Here is an 18,781-nt window from a genome sequence, read left to right as displayed (position 1 = left end):
AACACGTCGGAAACGCAGTCGCCGCGTGCCGGAAACTCTGCCGATACATCCTCGTCAAGATTGTCGAAGGAGACCCACGTGCAAGGCATCGATCCCGCCGCCACCGCCTGGCTGCTCGCCAGCACCGCCCTGGTCCTGTTGATGACCCCGGGCCTGGCCATCTTCTACGGCGGCATGGTCCGTACGACCGGCGTGCTCAACATGATCATGATGAGCTTCATCTCGATCCCGCTGGTCACGGTCGCATGGCTGCTGCTGGGATACACACTGGCCTTCTCGGAGGGCGACGGTTTCCTCGGCAACCTCGAACACTTCGGCATGCTCGGCATCGGCCCGAGCACGAACCACGGCGCCGTCCCGGAGCTGTTGTTCGCCACCTTCCAGCTGACGTTCGCGATCATCACTGCCGCCCTGATCAGCGGCGCCATCGCCGACCGGGCCAAGTTCTCGGCGTGGATGGTCTTCGTCCCGGTCTGGGCGATCGTCGTCTACAGCGTCATCGCGCACTGGGTCTGGGGCCCGGACGGCTGGCTCGCCAAGATGGGCGCGCTGGACTACGCGGGCGGCCTGGTCGTCGAGATCGCGTCGGGTGCCTCGGCGCTCGCACTGGCGATCGTGCTGGGCCCGCGCATCGGCTTCAAACAGGACTCCATGCGTCCCCACAACCTGCCGTTCGTGCTGCTCGGCGTCGGTCTGCTGTGGTTCGGCTGGTTCGGTTTCAACGCCGGCTCGGCGCTGGCCGCCAACGGCACCGCCGCCGCGATCTTCCTCAACACCCTGGTCGCAGGCTGTCTCGGCATGCTGGGGTGGCTCACCGTCGAGCAGGTGCGTGACGGCAAGCCGACGACGTTCGGCGCCGCGTCCGGCGTGGTCGCCGGCCTGGTCGCGATCACCCCGTCGTGCGGCACGGTCAATACGCTCGGCGCGCTGATCGTCGGGCTGCTGGCCGGAGTCATCTGCTCGTTCGCGGTCGGCCTCAAGTTCAAGCTCAACTACGACGACTCCCTCGACGTCGTCGGCGTGCACTTCGTCGGCGGTGTCGTCGGCGTCGTGCTGATCGGCTTGCTGGCCACCGACGTCATGACCGGCGGCGCCCGCGGCCTCTTCTACGGCGGCGGTTTCGCACAGCTGGGTAAGCAGCTGCTGGCCATGGCCGTCGTCGCGGCGTACGCCTTCACGGCGACGTTCGTGCTCGGCAAGATCATCGACAAGGTGATGGGTTTCCGGGTCAGCGCCGAAGACGAAACCGCCGGCGTCGACTTCACCCAGCACGCCGAAACCGCCTACGCCGAGGGCGTGCACGGCCACCTTGGCACCCGCCGACCGTCCGGTTCCAGCTCGCTCACCGATCTGCTGAGGCAGCCCCGCCCGGACGCCGAAGACGCCTAAAACTGCTTAGGTCATCTACGCCAAACGCGGGTAGGGTTGAACCACCGGCATTGGCGGGACTCGGTCAGCCAGCGCCGCGGCAAGAACTTCATCAGGCTCGGTGAGCTGCGGGAAGCGGTAACGACTCCGCCGTTCGCCACGATGAAGTTTCTAGTTGTGGCCTGCGCGGCAGGGGATCCTCGGTGTCGGCCTAGATAGCGTAGCGAACACTATTGGAGGGTCAGTGGACATCGTTTTGGGCGTGTCTATGACGCCAACGACGGTGCGTATGGCGCTGGTTGAGGGCGATAAGGCCGACGGTGAAATCGTCGACCACGATATTTTCGAAACACAGACGGCGGACGGTTCAGCAACGCCCGTCGAGCAGGTTGTCAGCGCCATCCTGGGTACCCGGGAGAGTGCCGCCGAGGGTGGTCACCACCTGAAGTCGGTGGGTGTCGCCTGGAGTGACCACGACGCTGCCGCGCGGTTGCGCGACGCGTTGGACGCCGCCGGCGTCAAGGACGTCATGATGGTTTCCGAGCTGCACGCGGCCGGCTCTCTGGCGCAGGCCGCGGGGCAGGCTGTCGGCTACTCGAGCACCGGTCTGCTGTTCGTCGACCGCGACACCGCGACCATGTCGGTCGTCGATCCCGACGGTTCCATCTCCAAGGTGCTGAGCCGCAGCCTGCACAGCACCGACGCGATGGCCGTGCTCGGCGATATGGCCGCCGCCGTCGCCAGTGCGGACTCGTCGCCGCAGGGCATGTTCGTCGTCGGCGCCGGTGTCGACGTCACCGCCGTGCAGGCGCACCTGGCCGAGCTGCTCGACATCCCCGTGAACGCCCCCGGCGACGCAGACCTGGCGCTGGCACGCGGCGCCGCCCTCGCCTCGGCCAACGCGCCGATGTTCGACGCCGCCACCGCGGGTCTGGCCTACTCGGCCGCGCCGGGTGGCGCTATTGCCGCAGCTCCGCTCGCGGCTCCGCTGCTGACCGCCGACGAGTTCGGTTTCGACGAGCTGGGCGACGCCCCCGTGGTCGTCGACCAGGGCCGCAAGCCCTTCCTGCTCGTTGGTAGCGCGCTCACCTCGATCTTCGTGGTCGGTGTTGTGGCTCTTGCCATTTCGCTGGCGGTGAGTATCCGCCCGACGGTCGATCAACGGCCCGCGCCCGCGCAGGCCGCGATCGTGCCCAGTGCTCCGGTCGTCGCACCCGTGCCGCCGCCGGCCGCGGTCCCGCCGCCCGCGCCCGCCGCGGTCCCCGAACCGGCGCCCGAAGTGGTCGCCCCGGCGCCGCGGCATGTCGAAGCGCCGCAGGTGGTCAAGGAATCCGCGCCCCAGGTGCACGTACCGGCGCCCGAAGCTCCGGCGCCCGCTCCCGTCCCGGTGTCGATGCCTGACGTGCCGGCCGCTCCCGTGGTGCCGCCGCCGGCCGCCGTGCCCGACCCGGTCCCCGCAGTCCTGCCGCCCCCGGTCATCGCAATCCCCGGTCCGCAGCCGCCGGCCTGGAACCCGTGGGCTCCGCGGCAGCGCCAGCCTCAGTGGGTCGATCCGGGCAACAACTACCCGGACTACCCGAGTCGCGGCGGCCGTGGCCACGACGACGACGGCTACCCGGGCAACTACCCCGGCAATGGCTACCCCGGTAACCAGTACCCGGGCAACGGTTACCCCGGTAACCAATACCCAGGCGGCTCGAACGGGTACCCCGGAAACCAGTACCCCGGTGACAGCGACCGGAAGCCAAAGCAGCCCAAGCAGACTTGCTTCCTGATTTTCTGCGCCCCGAAGTAGTCACCTGCCGTTGGCCTGACGCTCAGTGTCGCGTAGCGACGCGCTCATCGGGGCTGCCTATCAAGGCAGTATGAGATGCACCGTGTTCGGTACTGGCTATCTGGGCGCGACGCACGCCGCAGGCATGGCGGAGCTGGGTCATGAGGTCCTGGGTATCGACATCGACCCCGGCAAGATTGCGAAGCTGGCCGCCGGTGACATCCCGTTCTACGAGCCCGGGCTGCGAAAGATGCTGCGTGACAACATCGAAGCCGGGCGGCTGCAGTTCACTACCGACTACGACGAAGCCGCCGAGTTCGGCGATGTGCATTTCCTCGGCGTGGGCACCCCGCAGAAGAAGGGGGAGTACGCCGCCGACCTGCGGCACGTGCACTCCGTCATCGACACCCTGGTGCCGCGGCTGCGCCGATCCGCGGTGATCGTCGGCAAGTCCACGGTTCCGGTCGGCACCGCCGCCGACCTCGTGGCCCGGGCCCGTGAGCTGGCGCCGGTGGGCGTCGACGTCGAGGTGGCGTGGAACCCGGAGTTCCTGCGCGAAGGCTTCGCCGTCAAGGACACCCTGCACCCGGACCGCATCGTGCTTGGCGTGCAAGCGGATTCGCAGCGCGCCGAAGCGGCGGTCCGTGAACTGTATGCGCGCATCCTGGAACGGGGCGTGCCGTTCCTGCTCACCGACCTGCAGACCGCGGAACTGGTCAAGGTCTCCGCGAATGCCTTTCTGGCCACCAAGATTTCGTTCATCAACGCCATCGCTGAGGTGTGCGAAGCGACCAACGCCGACGTCACCGTATTGGCCGACGCGCTGGGCCACGACCCTCGCATCGGGCGGCGATTCCTCAACGCCGGCTTGGGTTTTGGTGGTGGCTGCCTGCCCAAGGACATCCGTGCCTTCATGGCCCGGGCCGGTGAGCTGGGCGCCGACCCCGCGCTGACCTTCCTGCGCGAGGTGGACAGCATCAACATGCGCCGGCGCACCCGCATGGTGGAACTGACCACCAAGGCGTGTCGCGGCACGCTGCTGGGCGCCAACATCGCGGTGCTGGGCGCGGCGTTCAAGCCCGAGTCCGACGACGTGCGCGATTCGCCCGCCCTGAACGTGGCCGGGATGCTGCAGCTCAACGGCGCGGCCGTCAACATCTACGACCCCAAGGCCATGGACAACTCCCGCCGGGTCTTCCCGACGCTGAACTACTCCACCTCCGTCCTCGAGGCCTGCGACCGCGCCGACGCCGTGCTGGTCCTGACCGAGTGGCAGGAGTTCCTGGACCTGCATCCCGAGCAGCTGGCCGGCACGGTCCGCGCGAAAGTGATTGTCGACGGCCGCAATTGCCTCGACGTCGCGAAGTGGCAGGGCGCGGGCTGGCGGATGCACGCGCTGGGCCGCAATCTGACGGCCTGATTTCCTACTGCGGTATGTAGCCCGACCCCGCCCGGCGTGCCTAAGCTCGGCTGCATGACGCTGAGGCAACGTCTCAACTGGTTCGCGCTGCATGCGGTCATCCGTCAGCTCGCCGGCTACGCGGCGAAGCACGGCGAACTGCAGGGCCGGATGATCGCGGACCCGACGGTCCGCGCCGACCCCGGTGCCTTCGCCGACGAGCTGCGCAGCCACGGGCGCATGTACCGCGGTCGAGCGGCGTGGATCACCGCGGATCATGCTCTGGTGCACCAGATTCTGCGTTCGGAGGACTTCACCGTCACGCAGATCGGCGGCACCCTGCCCGGCCCACTGGGCTGGCTGGAGGGCAAGACCACCGTCAAGGGCCGGTTGCATCCGTTGTTGCCGCCGTCGCTGCTGTCGGTCGACGGAGAGCAGCACACGCGCTACCGCAAGACCGTCTCAGCGGTGTTCACGACGCGGGCCGTCGCGGCGCTGCGAGAACGTGTGCAGCAAGCCGCGACCGTGCTCATCGACGAGCTGGCGGCGGGTGCCACCGTTGACGTCGTGCAGAGCTACTGCTCGCAGCTGCCGGTCACGGTGATCGCGGACATCCTCGGGGTGCCCGAGCATGACCGGTCGCACATCCTCGAATTCGGCGAGCTGGCCGCGCCGAGCCTCGACATCGGGCTGACCTGGCAGCAGTACCTCAGCGTGGAAGGCGGTCTGGACGGGTTCAACACCTGGCTGAGCGACCACCTGCGCGCGCTGCGGGCCAACCCCGGCGACGACCTCATGAGCCAGCTCATTGCCGCGAGCGACGGCGGCGCTCGGCTCAACGACGAAGAGCTGCGGGCCACCGCCGGGCTCGTGCTGGCGGCCGGCTTCGAGACCACGGTGAACCTGCTGGGCAACGGTATTCGGCTGCTGCTGCAACACCCCGACCAACTGGCGCTGCTGATGGCACAACCCGACCTGTGGCCGGGAGCCGTCGAAGAGATTCTGCGGCTGGAGTCACCGGTGCAGATGTCCGCCCGCATCGCCAAGGTCGACGCCAACATCGCCGGCTACGCCGTGCTGGCCGGCGAACCCGTCATCGTCTACCTCGCCGGAGCCAACCGCGACCCGGCGGTCTTTCCCGATCCGCACCGCTTCGACGTCACCCGCGACAACGCGGGCAAGCACCATTCGTTCTCCGGCGGACGGCACTTCTGCCTCGGCGCGGCGCTGGCCCGGTCCGAGGGAGAAGTGGGCCTGCGGACGTTCTTCGAACGGTTCCCCGACGCGCAACTCGCGGGTCCCGGTACCCGGCGCGACACCCGAGTGCTCCGCGGTTGGGCGGCATTGCCGATCGCACTCGGGCAGGCGCGTGCAGCGGTACCGTCGTGAAATGGCCTTCCGCACAGCCCTGATCGAGGAAACTGCCGCTTTCGGCGAAATCATTCGCACTGCTGATCTCACCACCGAGGTGGCCACCTGTCCGGGGTGGACGCTCAAGCAGTTGTTCAAGCACGTCGGACGCGGTAACCGTTGGTGCGCGCAGATCGTCGCCGATCACATGAAGGAGCCACTCGATCCCCGCGACGTGCGCGACGGGAAGCCGCCCGAGGATCTCGACGGCGCCATCGACTGGCTGAACGCCGGCGCGCAGGCCCTCATCGACGCCGTCGAGCACGTCGGGTCGGACGCCAAGGTGTGGACGTTCGTCGGGCCGAAGCCTGCGGGGTGGTGGATCCGGCGTCGGCTGCACGAGCAGACCGTGCACCGCGCCGATGCTGTTCTGGCGCTGGGCCTTCCGTTCGTACTCGATCCGGAGCTCGCGGCCGACGGGGTGACCGAGACACTGGAGCGCGTGGCGCTGATGGCCCCCGCGGCCGATCCGCCGCTGGAGCGCGGTCGGTCGCTGCATCTGCATGCCGCCGAATCCGAGCTGGGCCCGACCGGCGAATGGCTGGTGGTCAACGACGAGGATGGCTTGGGTTGGTCGCACCAGCACGCCAAAGGTGATGCGGCAGTGCGTGGTCCGGCGTCCGGGTTGCTACTGGCGGTCAACCGTAGGCAGACGGTCGAGGAAGCCGGCCTGGAAGTGATCGGCGACGCGGCTGTGTGGCAGCGCTGGGTGGATCACTCGGCTTTCTGACACGTGCGGGGGTAGCGTTTCACCCATGACGACTTCCGAGATCGCGACGGTCCTGGCCTGGATCGACGCCCTCAACGACAGGGACCTGGACACCCTGGACAAGCTGTCCAGCGGCGACATCGAGATCGGGGACCCCAGCGGGGCAACTCAGGGGCGGAATGCGTTGCGGGCCTGGGCAACTGACCTCGATGAGAAGTCGACGGTCGGTCGGCTGTTCGTGCACGACGGCGTCGTGGTGGCTGAGCAGACCATCACCGGTGCCGGCGCCGACCGTCAGGCTGCGACGGCGTTCCGCGTGGTCCACGACCACGTCACCTCGGCATTCCGGCACGATGACCTGGCGTCGGCACTGGCGGCGACGGAGCTCATTGAGTCGGACGCGGTGTAGTTGCCGCAGTCGGGCGTGTCGGCTCTCCTTTGGCACTTGCGATCTGGACCCGTCAACTTTCCTTGACGTCAAGGAAAGTTGACGGGTCCAGATCGAACATGTGAAGGGAACCGGGTCAATCCGTAGCGGGCCGCGGGGTAGCCAGCACCGCGGCGATCGCGGTGGTCAGCGGAACCGACAACGCCAGCGCGATGCCGCCGACCGCTGACCGGGCGATCTCGATGGCCACGCTCTCGCTGGTCAGCACGTCGCCGAGCGACCGGTTGGCCACACTGAACAACAGCAGCAGCGGGAGCGCGCTGCCGGCGTACGCCAGCACCAGCGTGTAGACGGTGCTGGCGATGTGGTCGCGTCCCACGCGCATGGCGCCGGTGAAGATGGCCCGTCGCGAGGCGCCGTGCTCGGCCAGCTCGAAGGCCGTCGACGCCTGCGTGACCGTGACGTCGTTGAGCACACCCAGCGAGCCGATGATGAACCCGGCCAGCAGCAGCCCGGTGATCGACACCGACCCCATGTAGGCCGCGATCTCGTTGTTCTGATCCTCGGACAACCCGGTGAGGTGCGCCAATTCGATTGCTCCCCAGGACAACACCGCGGACAGCAGCAGCGCGCTCAACGTGCCGAGCAGCGCAGCGCTGGTGCGCAGGCTGACGCCGTGCGCCAGGTAGATCACCGCGTACAGGATCACCGACGAGGCGACGAGAGCGACTGGGATGGCCGGGCCGCCGTCGCGCAGCGCCGGTAGCAGGAACACCGTCAGCACGACGAACGCGACGGCGATACCGACCAGGGCACGCAGTCCGCGCCAGCGGGCCACCGCGACGACCACCACCGCGAAGACGGCAGCCAGCGCGGTGAGTGGCCAGGTGCGCTCGAAGTCGAAGAAGGCGTAGGTGGTGGTGCCGGAGTCGTCGACCTGTCGCGTCACCCGGATGTGGTCACCGGCGGCGAGATGCGGCTGGCCGGGGCCGGTGCTGAACTCGAGCAGCGTGTTGGCGCCGGAGTTCGGCCCGGATTCGATGCCGATCAACGCCTGCACGCAGCTCCCCGCGCCGGGTGGTGCGGTGACCGGAGCCGAGGTCAGGACGGCGCCGACCGACGGGCTGCCGCAGTTGTTCATGCTCGTCGACGCGACGTGCCCGCCCTCGGTGCTGACGGCGCCGCCGTGGGCGTTCTGGAACGGTAGCGGGATGTCGACGGCTTTGCCGTGCGGCCACAGCAGCACAGCGCCGATCACGGTGGCCAACCCGATCACCGCCAGCAGCCCGACGACGATCTTCGCCGCCAGGGGACTCAACGGCGCCGGGCCGGAACTGTGCGAGTGGGAATGGGAGTGCGCCACCCGAGCCAGCCTAGGGGGTCGGCCTGAGAGCTTCCCGTCGCTCGGCTTCGATCACCAATTTGGTGGCCAGCGTCGTCAGCACGTACTTCACGACAGCGCGGTAGCCCAGACCGATGACGCGCCAACGGCTTTCGAACGTCCCGTGCCAGTCGATGCGGGTGCCGTCCTGCTCGGGGGTGAAAGTGACCTGCGCCTGGTAGTTCCGAACCGGGGTTTTCGAGATGATGGTGTACCCGTGCCGCTGCCCGGGCTCGTGGATGGTCGTCTGCTCCCGGGCGGGAAAACGCGGCGTCCCGACGGCGCGGATGGCTCCGACGCCGCCGTCGTCGGCAGGTCCGCGGGTCTCCCAGACGGAGTAATTGATCAGCGGTCGCGCCCACTCGGACCAGCGGGATCCGTCCGCCACCACGTCGAACAGCGTGCTCGGCGTGGCCTGTGTGTGCCGGGTGACCAGGACTTCGTAGCGGTGTGTCATGTTGACCAAGTTAACGGAACGGTGTTCTATTAAGCAATGGATTCGCCGGATTCCGCAGTGGCGCTGCCTTTTGCGCGAGCGCGCAGCCCGCGGCAGCGCGAGGATCGCGTGCGTCATCTGACCCAGGTGACCCGCGCACTGTTGGACGACACCCGGGCCAGCGAGCTGACGCTCGGTGAGATCGCGGCCGCGGCCGGCTTGGCCAAGTCGGGCGTACTGCGTTACGCGGGTTCGCGGGAGGCCTTGCTGCTCTTGGTGATGTACCACGAGCACCTGGGCTGGCTGGAGGACCTACACGCCCAGCTACAAGACGAACGACGCACTCTGGCAAAGGCTTTGGCGCACACGCTGGCCCAGCGCCCGGTGCTGTGCGACCTGATCAGTGCCGCCCCGGTGCTGATGAACCGGCTGACGCCTGAGGCGGCCGAGGCGGTGCGTGGTCAGGCGCGCGATATCGAAGACCGGCTGCGCGAGACCCTCGAGCCCCGGCTGTCGTTGGACCGGCAGCGCCTGGTGCTGCTCACGGCGGCGATCCACGCCTTCGTCGGTTCGGTATGGGGTTGGGCCGCAATCGATTCCGACAGGCAGCCCGAACCCGGCACCGAACTCGAGAACACCCTCGCCGCGCTGCTGCGGACCTTCATCGCCGGTCTCGAACAGTGATTTCGGCGTGATTCGTAGCGCTCACCGCTACGAATCACGCCGAAATCGCGAGAGATTACTGGCGGTAGCTCGCCAGGAAGTTGCCCAGCCGCTCGATGGCGTTGGACAGGTCCCGGGCCCACGGCAGCGTCACGATGCGCAGGTGATCCGGTGTGGGCCAATTGAATCCGGTGCCCTGGGTGAGCAGGATCTTCTCCTGCAGCAGCAGGTCGAGGACCAGCTGTTCGTCGTCCCGGATCTCGTGCACCTCGGGGTCCAGCCGGGGGAACGCGTACAGCGCGCCTTCGGGCTTGACGCAGGAGACGCCGGGAATCTCGTTCAGCTTGTTCCACGCGACGTCGCGCTGCTCGAGCAGTCGGCCGCCGGGCAGGATCAGGTCCTCGATGCTCTGGTGTCCACCGAGTGCGACCTGAATGGCATGCTGCGCAGGCACATTCGGGCACAGTCGCATGTTCGACAGCAGGCTGATGCCCTCGAGGAAGCTGGACGCGTGCTCCTTGGGGCCGGTGATCGCCAGCCAGCCGGAGCGGTAGCCCGCGACGCGGTAGGCCTTGGACAGACCGTTGAACGTCAGGCACAGCATGTCCGGCGCGATCGACGCCATCGGGATGTGCTTGGCCTCGTCGTAGAGGATCTTGTCGTAGATCTCGTCGGCCAGCAGCAGCAGCTGGTGCTTGCGGGCGAGGTTCGCGATCGACTCCAGCGTCTCGCGGCTGTACACCGCGCCGGTGGGGTTGTTCGGGTTGATCACGACGATCGCCTTGGTGCGGTCGGTGATCTTCGATTCCAGGTCGGCGATGTCGGGGTTCCAGCCCTGCGTCTCGTCGCACAGATAGTGCACCGGGGTGCCGCCGGCCAGCGCCGTCGACGCGGTCCACAGCGGGTAGTCCGGGGCCGGGATCAGCACCTGGTCGCCGTTGTCGAGCAGCGCCTGCAGCGTCATGGTGATGAGCTCGGAGACACCGTTGCCGAGGAAGACGTCGTCGACGTCGAACCGGGGGAAGCCCTCGACCAGTTCGTAGCGCGTGACCACCGCGCGGCGCGCGGACACGATGCCCTTGGAGTCGGAGTAGCCCTGGGCGTGGGGGAGGGCGGCGATCATGTCGCGCATGATCACGTCCGGCGCCTCGAAGCCGAATGGCGCCGGGTTACCGATGTTGAGCTTGAGGATCCGGTGGCCCTCGGCCTCGAGCCGGGAGGCCTGCTCGTGTACCGGGCCACGGATCTCGTAGAGGACGTCCTGCAGCTTGGTCGACTGCGCAAACGTCCGCTGGTTACGAGGGTGGCCGCTATGCCATGTGCGGTCAGCGGGTACCTGGTGGGTGGTCACGGTTTCCATGCTCTCATCGGTGTCGAATTCTTTTGCCCATCTGCGATCTGGGCCACATATGCCAATGGCCAGCTACGACGCTCCTGGAGGCGGGTCGTAGCTGGCCATTGCGGTGTACTTCGCGTTACCGCTTACCGGGGCGCCGTGCGCCCGGCTTCATGCCCAGTCCGACGACCGGCGGTTCCGGCTTGGCCTCGGCCGCCGGGGCCGGTTCGACCGCAGTCGAGGCAGGCTCGGTGGCGGTCGATGCCGGCTCAGCAGCCGCCGGGGCAGCCGGAGCTGCTGCCGGAGCTGCTGCCGGAGCGGCAGCCTTCTTGGCACCCGGACGCTTCGCGCCCGCAGCCAGACCCAGCCCGACGACCGGAGCCGCAGGAGCGGCCGGTGCGGCGGGAGCCTCGGCAGCGGGAGCCGCCTCAGCAGCCGGGGCAGCAGCTGCAGCCGGAGCGGCAGCCTTCTTGGCACCCGGACGCTTGGCGCCGGCAGCCAGACCCAGACCGTTGGCCGCAGCAGCAGGGGCAGCTGCCGGAGCGGCGGCCTCAGCAGCGGGGGCAGCAGCCTTCTTGGCACCCGGACGCTTGGCGCCGGCAGCCAGACCCAGGCCGGCGGCCGGGGCGGCGGCCGCGGCCGGCGCTTCAGCGGCCGGAGCGGCAGCCTTCTTCGCGCCCGGACGTTTGGCGGCCATGCCGAGACCGGTCACCGGCTTGGCGGCTGCGCCACCGGCGGCCGGGGCGGCAGGTGCCTCGGCCGCGGGAGCGGCTTCAGCGACAGGCTCCGGAGCCGGAGCAGGCTTCGGGACTTCCTTGGCCTTCTTCTCCGCCAGCGCAGCGGAAGCCTTTGCCGCCGTGCCCTTCTCGGGCAGCGTCACCTTGCTGGTGTCCAGCGAGTTCAGCAGCAGCTGAGCGACGTCGAGCACCTCGGTCTTGTCGATGCTGCGGGTCGCGGCGACGTCGTCGACGCCGTCGCTCATCATCACGCGGCAGAACGGGCAGCCGGTCGCGATCGCCGAGGCGCCGGTGTCGACGGCCTCTTCGGCGCGCTCGGTGTTGATGCGCTTGCCGATGTGCTCTTCCATCCACATGCGGGCACCACCGGCACCACAGCAGAGGCCGCGGTCGGCGTGGCGAGGCATTTCGGTGAGCTTCGCGCCGGCAGCACCGACCAGCTCACGCGGGGCCTCGTACTCCTTGTTGTGGCGACCGAGGAAGCAGGGGTCGTGGTACGTGACCTCTTGGCTGGTCGACGACACCGGGATCAGCTTCTTGTCCCGCACCAGGCGGTTCAGCAGCTGCGTGTGGTGCACGACGGTGTAGTTGGCGCCCAGCTGCGGGTACTCGCGACCGATGGTGTTGAAGCAGTGCGGGCAGGTGACGACGATCTTGCGCTTGGCCGGGTCGACGCCCTCGAACAGCTCGTTGATGGTCTCGACGTTCTGCGCGGCGAGCTGCTGGAACAGGAACTCGTTACCGGCGCGGCGGGCCGAGTCACCGGTACAGGTCTCGCCGGTGCCCAGCACCAGGAACTTCACGCCCGCGGTGGCGAGCAGTTCGGCGACGGCCTTGGTGGTCTTCTTGGCGCGGTCCTCGTAGGCGCCGGCGCAGCCGACCCAGAAGAGGTACTCGAAGCCGTCGAAGCTCTCCACGTCCTGGCCGTAGACCGGGATGTCGAAGTCCAGCTCGTCGATCCAGGTGGTGCGTTCCTTGGTGTTCTGGCCCCAGGGGTTGCCCTTGAGTTCCAGGTTCTTGAACAGCACACCCAGCTCGCCGGGGAACTCGGACTCGACCATGACCTGGTAGCGGCGCATGTCGACGATGTGGTCGATGTGCTCGATGTCCACCGGGCACTGCTCGACGCAGGCGCCACAGTTGGTGCAGGACCACAGCACGTCGGGGTCGATGACGCCGCCCTGCTCAGCAGTGCCGACCAGCGGGCGCAGCGCCTGCTCGGGGCCCGAACCTTCGATGCGGGCGAAGCCGTCCTCGGGGACGCCGTGGCCGTGCAGGCTGTCGCCCAGCGCGGCGAAGTCGACCGAGCCCTCTTCGGGAATCTGCTTGCCCTCGATGATGTACGGCGCCTTGGCGAACAGGTGGTCGCGCAGGTTCATGATGACGAGCTTGGGGGACAACGGCTTTCCGGTGTTCCACGCCGGGCACTGCGACTGGCAACGACCGCACTCGGTACAGGTGGAGAAGTCGAGGTTGCCCTTCCAGGTGAAGTCCTCGATCTTGCCGCGGCCGAACACTGCGTCCTCGGCGGGATCGTCGAAGTCGATGTTCTCGCCCTTGTACTCCATGGGCAGCAGCGGGCCGAGGCCGTCGGGCAGGCGCTTGAAGGTGACGTTGATCGGGGCCAGACCGATGTGCAGGTGCTTGGAGTGCAGCACGATCAGCAGGAACACCAGCATGACGCCGATGTGGCCCATCAGTGCGATGGTTTCGATCCAGACGTTGGCGGTGTGGCCCAGCGGGGCCAGCAGGGCGGCCATGCCGTCGGAGAAGAACGCGCCGTTCTGGTACGGGAAGTGCTCACCGAGGACGTTGACGGCGGCACCGCGGAAGATCGCGTAGGTCAGGATGACCAGGAAGATCATGATGAGGATCTCCCACGCGCCACCGTTGTGGGATCCGTAGAACCGGGACTCACGACCGATGTTGTCGGGGTTCTTGGTCAACCGGATGATCGCGAAGACGATGATGCCGGCCAGCACGGCCAGGGCGAAGAAGTCCTGCAGGAAGCCCAGGACGGCCCAGTGCCCGACGAATGGGATGGCGAACTTCGGATCGAACAGGACGCCATAGGCTTCCAGGTAGACCGACGCCAGGACGAAGAAGCCCCACATGGTGAAGAAGTGCGCAATGCCGGGGATCGACCATTTCAGGAGCTTCGACTGGGCGAAGACTTCCTTGTTCTGGTTGAGGAACCGGCGGACGAGATCGTCCTTGCGGCCACGTTCGTCGCCGAGCTTCTGGCCCGAGCTGATCAGCTTGGTCAGCCACAGGACGCGCTTGGCGGCGAACCCCAGGACGATGACCGTTGCCAACAGCCCGATGACCAGTCTGGCCACGTCGAGCGTGTGTTCGAGATTCTCCACCGCGCCTCTCCCAGTTATGTAGCTACCGACTGGTTGGTTAGTCGGAGTTACTCATCGGTAACTTAAGCTAGATGCCTGCTCATAGTCGCATCCTGGGCAGAACGCACGCTAGCAAGGCTGTCCTAACTTGAGCTGCAGGTTCGGGCCGGCTTTTTGCCATGAACCGGCGTTCGCCGGGCACGCGCGTCGCGGCCCTATATATAAGGCAGGCGTCAGGCCTTTTCGACGAGCAGCGCGCGCAGCATCGACAACATCTCCGACCGTGATTCGGCCCCCAACCTGCGGCGAATGCGGGCGACATGGTGTTCGACGGTCTTGGCTGAGATCAGCAGGCGAGCCCCGATGTCGCGGTAGGGCATGCCCTGCAGCACCAGTTCGGCGACTTCGCGTTCGCGGTCGGACAGCCGGGTCCAGGCCGGTGTTGCGGCGGATGTGGCCCGAGCGTCGCCCGAGGCAGGAGGTGGTGTGGTGTTGCGCACATCTGCATTCGGACGGGGAATAGCCGGGGCCGCAGGCTCGATGGGATCGGCCGCGGCCTCGAGGGCTGCGTCCTGCTTGAGGTCACGCGCCAGCTGCAGCATGGCACCCGAGATTCGGCCGTCCGCCGAATGCAACGCCGCCTGACTGGCCAGGCGCGTGGCATCCCACGTCAACCCGAAGCGGGCCAGCCCGCGGGCGGCCGTCGTCACCTCCGCGGCGTCGACGCCGTCGGCCAGCACCCGCAGCCAGGCACGACCGGCGCCGGCCAGCGCGGTGGCGTACGCGCCATGTGCACCCTCGGCACGGCTGGCCGCGGCCAGCGCCTGCCCGTGCGGGGCGACGGCCTCGGGTGCGTTGGCCAGGATGCCGGCGTGCACGCCCGCCCAGTGCAGCGGAACCGACCACAGCGCCGGATTCCCGGCGGCCCGCAGCAGCCCGAACGCCTCGGCCAGGGGCTGGCGCAGCTGATCGACCTGCTGCAGCCGGGCCGCGGCCACCCACAACTCACCCAGCGGCAGCAGCGCGAACAGGTCCAGCGAGTATTCGGCCAGCACCTCCATGGCCGCGTACCAGTGTTTCTGCAAGGCGCCGGTGTCGCCGCTGCGCCGTGCGACGGCAGTCTGCAGCGCGCTGAACCACAAGGCGTCGCGGCGGTGCAGGTCGGCAATGTCGGCTGCGCCCAATGCCGGGACCGCGGAATCGAGTTGGCCGTCGAGCATCCGGATCCAGCCGAGCAGCAGTCGATGCCGAAGACCGGAGAAGCCCTGGTCGGTGCCGGTCCGGACCGCCCGGCCGATGACGCTGCGCGCGCGGACGGCGTCGCCGCCGTGCAGCGCGACGAGGCTCAGCAGCGCGGCAGGGCTGTCGGGTGCGACCGAGTGGACACCGTTGGTAGATCCGACGGCCTGCGTGAGGCGCGCCATCGCCACGGCGAACGGCTGGTCGAGCGTCAGCAGCATGCCCTCCGCCATGCCCCGCGCAGCACGCGCGGAAGACGTTGGCGGCATGGAGTTTTCGGCCTGCAGGCAAGCCCGGGCCAGCTCCGTGTCGGCCGTGGCGACACCGACCACGGCACCCGCGGCAGCGACGAACGGGTCGGCATCAGGGCCGAGCCACCGGAACAGGTCCGCGGCGTGCGCGGTGGCACCGTCGTGCATGGCGACACTGGCCGCGATGCGCACCGCCTGGGCGCGGACGCCTGCGTCCGCTGCGGTGAGCAGCTCGTCGGCCAAGGTGCCTGCGGTGGTGCAGTCGCCGGTGACGGCCAGCGCATCGGCGAGGTGGACGTCCGCCGGGGCGGTGCCGGCGCGGGCCGCGGCGCGGTACAGGCGAGCTGCCTGCCGGGGCTCGGCGGTCGCGGCGCGGTGGATCAGGTCGGCCGCCAGCAGGTCGTCGACCGTGCCATGCTCGGCCAACTTCAGTGCCAATTCTGTTGACAGCGTGGATGATTCGATCTGCGAGCGCAGCAGCCGGGACTCGGTCTCGCGATGTCGCGCAGCGCCGACCAGGCGGGTGAGGCATCGATGCAGCGTGTCGGTGAACCGCGGGTGCAGCGCGGCGGACAGCAGGCCGGTGGCGCGGGCCCGGTCCATCAGTACCGCTGCCGCGTCGCCGGGCAGTTGCAGCGCGGCGGCGATGTCGTCGGGCCCCAGTTCGGGGCTGAGCGAACACAACAACAACGTGTCCAGCAGGTGCTCCTCCAGCCGACGCAACCGCTCGCTCAACGCGACAGACGCGGCCCGGACCGGATCGCCGCCCGAGGCCAGGGCGGACAGTGCCGAGTACACCAGCAGCGGGATGCCGCCGGTGCCGGCGATCAGTCCGGGCACCTGGGCGCCGGAGACGCCGGCGCGGGCCAGCGCCTCGTTGATGTCGCGGGGCGTCATCGGCGCCAGCTGAATCGGCGGATGCTGCCGGCTCAGGGTGGTGGTGAGGGCGTTGAGCGCGCGCTCATGCGCGAGCGGCTCGGCGCTGACCACCACGGTGCGGCCCGGATCGCCGGCCAGCTCGGTCAGGACGTCCAGTTCTGTCGGGGAGAGCAGCTGGGCGTCGTCGATGACGATGGCCGCGTCCGGTGCTTCACCGGACTTAGGTACCCGAGCGAGCATCGTCGTGCCGTTGGCCCGCAACGTTTTTCGCACCGCTTCCAGCGCGGTGGTCTTGCCGCTGCCGATTCCGCCGAGCACCAGCGACGTGCCGGCTGCCGCGGTCATTGGCTGGTCGACGCCGAGGGTTGCGCGGTGATCGGTGCCGACGCGGTGGCCACCGACGCCGTAGGTGCCGACCCGGTTTCCACCGATGCCGAGGCCGTCTTGGGGGCTTGCTCCACCGGGGCCTGGGTGGTCGGCGCCTGCGTCGTCGGTGCAGCCGTGGGTGTCTGCGTGCTGGGCTGCGTCGTCGGCGGCTTCGTCGTGGTCGGCGGTGGCTGCGTGGTGGTGGGCGGCTGCGTCGTCGTCGGCGGTTGCGTCGTCGTCGTGGGCGGCTGGGTGGTGGTCGTGGTGGGCGGCTGCGTCGTGGTGGTCGTGGTGGTGGTGGTTGTCGGCGTGGTGGTGGTCGTCGTCGTAGTCGTGGTGGTGGTCGAGCTGGTCGTCGAACTCGTGGTCGACGGATCGGTGGTGGTGGTCGTGGTGGTCGGCGCGTCGGTGGTGGTGACCGGGTTGGTCACCGTCGACGTCTCCACCTGGCCATTCTGATTCGTCTGTGTCACAACGGACTTCGTGGCCTTGTAGGTGCTCGTGGTGATGGATCCGTCGGGGCCGGTGATGGTGGTGGTGACGTCGACGGTCACCGGACCGGACGGGGTGTCGTTGCTGGTGAGCCCCACCGCGGCCCAGCTGCCGCCGGCGACCAGGAACGCCGCCGCGGCCGCGCCGAAGAGCAGCGGTGGGCGCCGGTACCAGGGCATCGGCGCCACGTCGGGCAGGTTGTCCTCTTCTTCATGCGCGAAGTCCATCGCCGGCCGGGCGGTGGTGCCGCCGGCGTAGCCGGTCGCGAAATCCGCCGGGTATTCGCCGCCCGAGTAGGGCTCGACACCGTCGTCCGGGAGACCTACCGCGGCGCCGGGCTCCTCATCGTCAGACCAGGCCAGGGACGGCCCGACGGTCGAGGACGGGTTCGCGTCTGCCGGAGGCACCGGAGCGGCCATGGTTGCGGGGCCACCCGACCAGCCCGCGGGGCCGGCCGCCCAGCCCATGGTGGGAGCCATGCCCGTCGGTGCGTCGGCGCTCATGGTGTTCGGGTCCACCAGGGGGGCGCCGGCGGCCGCGGTGAGCGCGGGTTGCGGCGAGGTCACCACCGGAACTCGGAAGTACTCCGAAAGTCGTTGGGTGACAATCGGAATCGAGGCTCCGCCGCCGACGGTGGCCAGGGAGGTCAGGACGCCGGCAGGAATCTGGTTGCGCTGCAGGGTTTCCTGGACCACGGCGAGCAGCCCCGCCAGGGCCGGTTCGAGCAGTCGCTCCAGCTCCGGGCGGGTGATGCGCAGGGCCGACGCGAAGCCGGGCAGGTTGGCGTTGACCGACGTCGCGGTCTCCGACGACAGCCGCTCCTTGGCCTGCCGGCACTGGTCGCGCAGCTGGGACAACGAGCCGACCGCCGCGGTACCGGCCGGGTCGGCGTCGGCCGACTCGGTGATGCCGGCGATGACGTGGTTCAGCAGCGCCTGATCCACCAGGTCGCCGGAGAACTCCGGGTAGCGCACGGTCTCGCCGATCTGGCTCAGGGTCGCGGCGTCGGCGATGGTGACGCTGGTGCCGCTGCCACCGAAATCGCAGAGCGCCACCACGCCGTGATCGGGCAGCCCGGACCCGGCCTTGAGGCCGGCCAGGGCTGCGGCCGCGTCGGAGACGACCGGTGCGGCAGCCAGACCCGGCTTGCCGCGCAGCGCCGCGGAGAGTGCGCCGATGGTGGACATGCCCCAGTGCGCGGGCGCGGCGATGACGATCGGGGCGCCGCCGCCTGCGGTGCGGGCCATGGAGTCGAGGGCCTCGGCCAGGACGGCTTCACCGCGATGCGCCGAGCCGTCGGGGGCGATCAGCGGGATCGGGTCGCCGACGCGCTCCACGAACCCGGTCAACACCAGACCCCCGGGCTGCGTGGGAATGCCGACTTCGGACGGCCGATCCGGGTACAGGGACAAGATGGCGCGACGACTCACCGGCGGTCGCCCGGCCGGCACCGCCACCAGGTTGGTCTGGCCGATCGACAAACCGAGGCTCATGAAGTCCACTCCTTTGACACGCTATCGACTCAGGCCACCCTATGTGCTGGCGGCCCGGGGGCAGGACACAATCCCCTAACGATTGGTGAATCCCTAATGGGAGTGCCCCTAACGG

General features: G+C 68.8%; 13 protein-coding genes. 7 read left to right on the top strand and 6 right to left on the bottom strand.

All coding sequences use genetic code 11. From position 1 onward, the window contains the following. The first annotated feature begins 78 nt into the window (after positions 1-78). From ACNO8X_RS01000 to ACNO8X_RS00975, 6 genes are all read left to right on the top strand, one after another. Positions 79-1,389, top strand: a complete 1,311-nt coding sequence (locus tag ACNO8X_RS01000) for an ammonium transporter (RefSeq protein ID WP_418003773.1) — start codon at positions 79-81, stop codon at positions 1,387-1,389. Between the two features lie 247 nt (positions 1,390-1,636). Further along, positions 1,637-3,163: a hypothetical protein gene (locus ACNO8X_RS00995; protein WP_418006067.1), complete on the top strand. Its 1,527-nt coding sequence runs from the start codon at positions 1,637-1,639 to the stop codon at positions 3,161-3,163. A gap of 70 nt (positions 3,164-3,233) precedes the next feature. Beyond that, on the top strand, positions 3,234-4,562 hold the full coding sequence (locus ACNO8X_RS00990) for a UDP-glucose dehydrogenase family protein (RefSeq protein WP_418003772.1): 1,329 nt from the start codon (positions 3,234-3,236) through the stop codon (positions 4,560-4,562). A 54-nt stretch (positions 4,563-4,616) separates the two neighbouring features. Further along, on the top strand, positions 4,617-5,930 hold the full coding sequence (locus ACNO8X_RS00985) for a cytochrome P450 (RefSeq protein WP_418003771.1): 1,314 nt from the start codon (positions 4,617-4,619) through the stop codon (positions 5,928-5,930). Between the two features lies 1 nt (position 5,931). Beyond that, the gene (locus tag ACNO8X_RS00980) at positions 5,932-6,681 is read left to right on the top strand and encodes a maleylpyruvate isomerase family mycothiol-dependent enzyme (protein ID WP_418003770.1); all 750 of its coding nucleotides are present in this window, start codon (positions 5,932-5,934) and stop codon (positions 6,679-6,681) included. 25 nt (positions 6,682-6,706) lie between these two features. Next, positions 6,707-7,069, top strand: coding sequence for a nuclear transport factor 2 family protein (locus ACNO8X_RS00975; RefSeq protein WP_043390162.1), 363 nt, complete (start codon positions 6,707-6,709; stop codon positions 7,067-7,069). A 115-nt stretch (positions 7,070-7,184) separates the two neighbouring features. Here ACNO8X_RS00975 and ACNO8X_RS00970 read toward each other — a convergent pair whose 3' ends face one another. Next, positions 7,185-8,411: a YibE/F family protein gene (locus ACNO8X_RS00970; RefSeq protein WP_418003769.1), complete on the bottom strand. Its 1,227-nt coding sequence runs from the start codon at positions 8,409-8,411 to the stop codon at positions 7,185-7,187. Between the two features lie 10 nt (positions 8,412-8,421). Then, complete coding sequence (locus ACNO8X_RS00965) at positions 8,422-8,886, bottom strand: SRPBCC family protein (RefSeq protein ID WP_418003768.1); 465 nt, start codon at positions 8,884-8,886, stop codon at positions 8,422-8,424. Between the two features lie 36 nt (positions 8,887-8,922). Here ACNO8X_RS00965 and ACNO8X_RS00960 point away from each other — a divergent pair, with 36 nt between their 5' ends. After that, entirely contained in the window at positions 8,923-9,549 is a 627-nt protein-coding gene (locus ACNO8X_RS00960) for a TetR/AcrR family transcriptional regulator (RefSeq protein WP_418003767.1), read from the top strand. A 55-nt stretch (positions 9,550-9,604) separates the two neighbouring features. Here ACNO8X_RS00960 and ACNO8X_RS00955 read toward each other — a convergent pair whose 3' ends face one another. The 4 genes from ACNO8X_RS00955 to ACNO8X_RS00940 form a co-directional block, all read right to left on the bottom strand. Further along, positions 9,605-10,888, bottom strand: coding sequence for a pyridoxal phosphate-dependent aminotransferase (locus ACNO8X_RS00955; RefSeq protein ID WP_418003766.1), 1,284 nt, complete (start codon positions 10,886-10,888; stop codon positions 9,605-9,607). A 115-nt stretch (positions 10,889-11,003) separates the two neighbouring features. After that, positions 11,004-13,967, bottom strand: coding sequence for a heterodisulfide reductase-related iron-sulfur binding cluster (locus ACNO8X_RS00950; RefSeq protein WP_418003765.1), 2,964 nt, complete (start codon positions 13,965-13,967; stop codon positions 11,004-11,006). Positions 13,968-14,179: 212 nt separating this feature from the next. Continuing rightward, positions 14,180-16,660: an isoniazid response ATPase/transcriptional regulator IniR gene (gene iniR, locus ACNO8X_RS00945; protein ID WP_418003764.1), complete on the bottom strand. Its 2,481-nt coding sequence runs from the start codon at positions 16,658-16,660 to the stop codon at positions 14,180-14,182. Then, positions 16,657-18,666 (bottom strand): Hsp70 family protein, encoded by a 2,010-nt coding sequence (locus tag ACNO8X_RS00940; RefSeq protein WP_418003763.1) that lies wholly within the window; start codon positions 18,664-18,666, stop codon positions 16,657-16,659. Before ACNO8X_RS00940 ends, iniR begins: the two co-directional genes overlap by 4 nt. Positions 18,667-18,781: the final 115 nt, after the last annotated feature.

Origin of the sequence: Mycobacterium sp. PDNC021 (assembly GCF_048282635.1) — a bacterium.
Lineage (GTDB): Bacteria > Actinomycetota > Actinomycetes > Mycobacteriales > Mycobacteriaceae > Mycobacterium > Mycobacterium llatzerense.
This window is presented reverse-complemented; position numbering and strand designations above follow the sequence as displayed.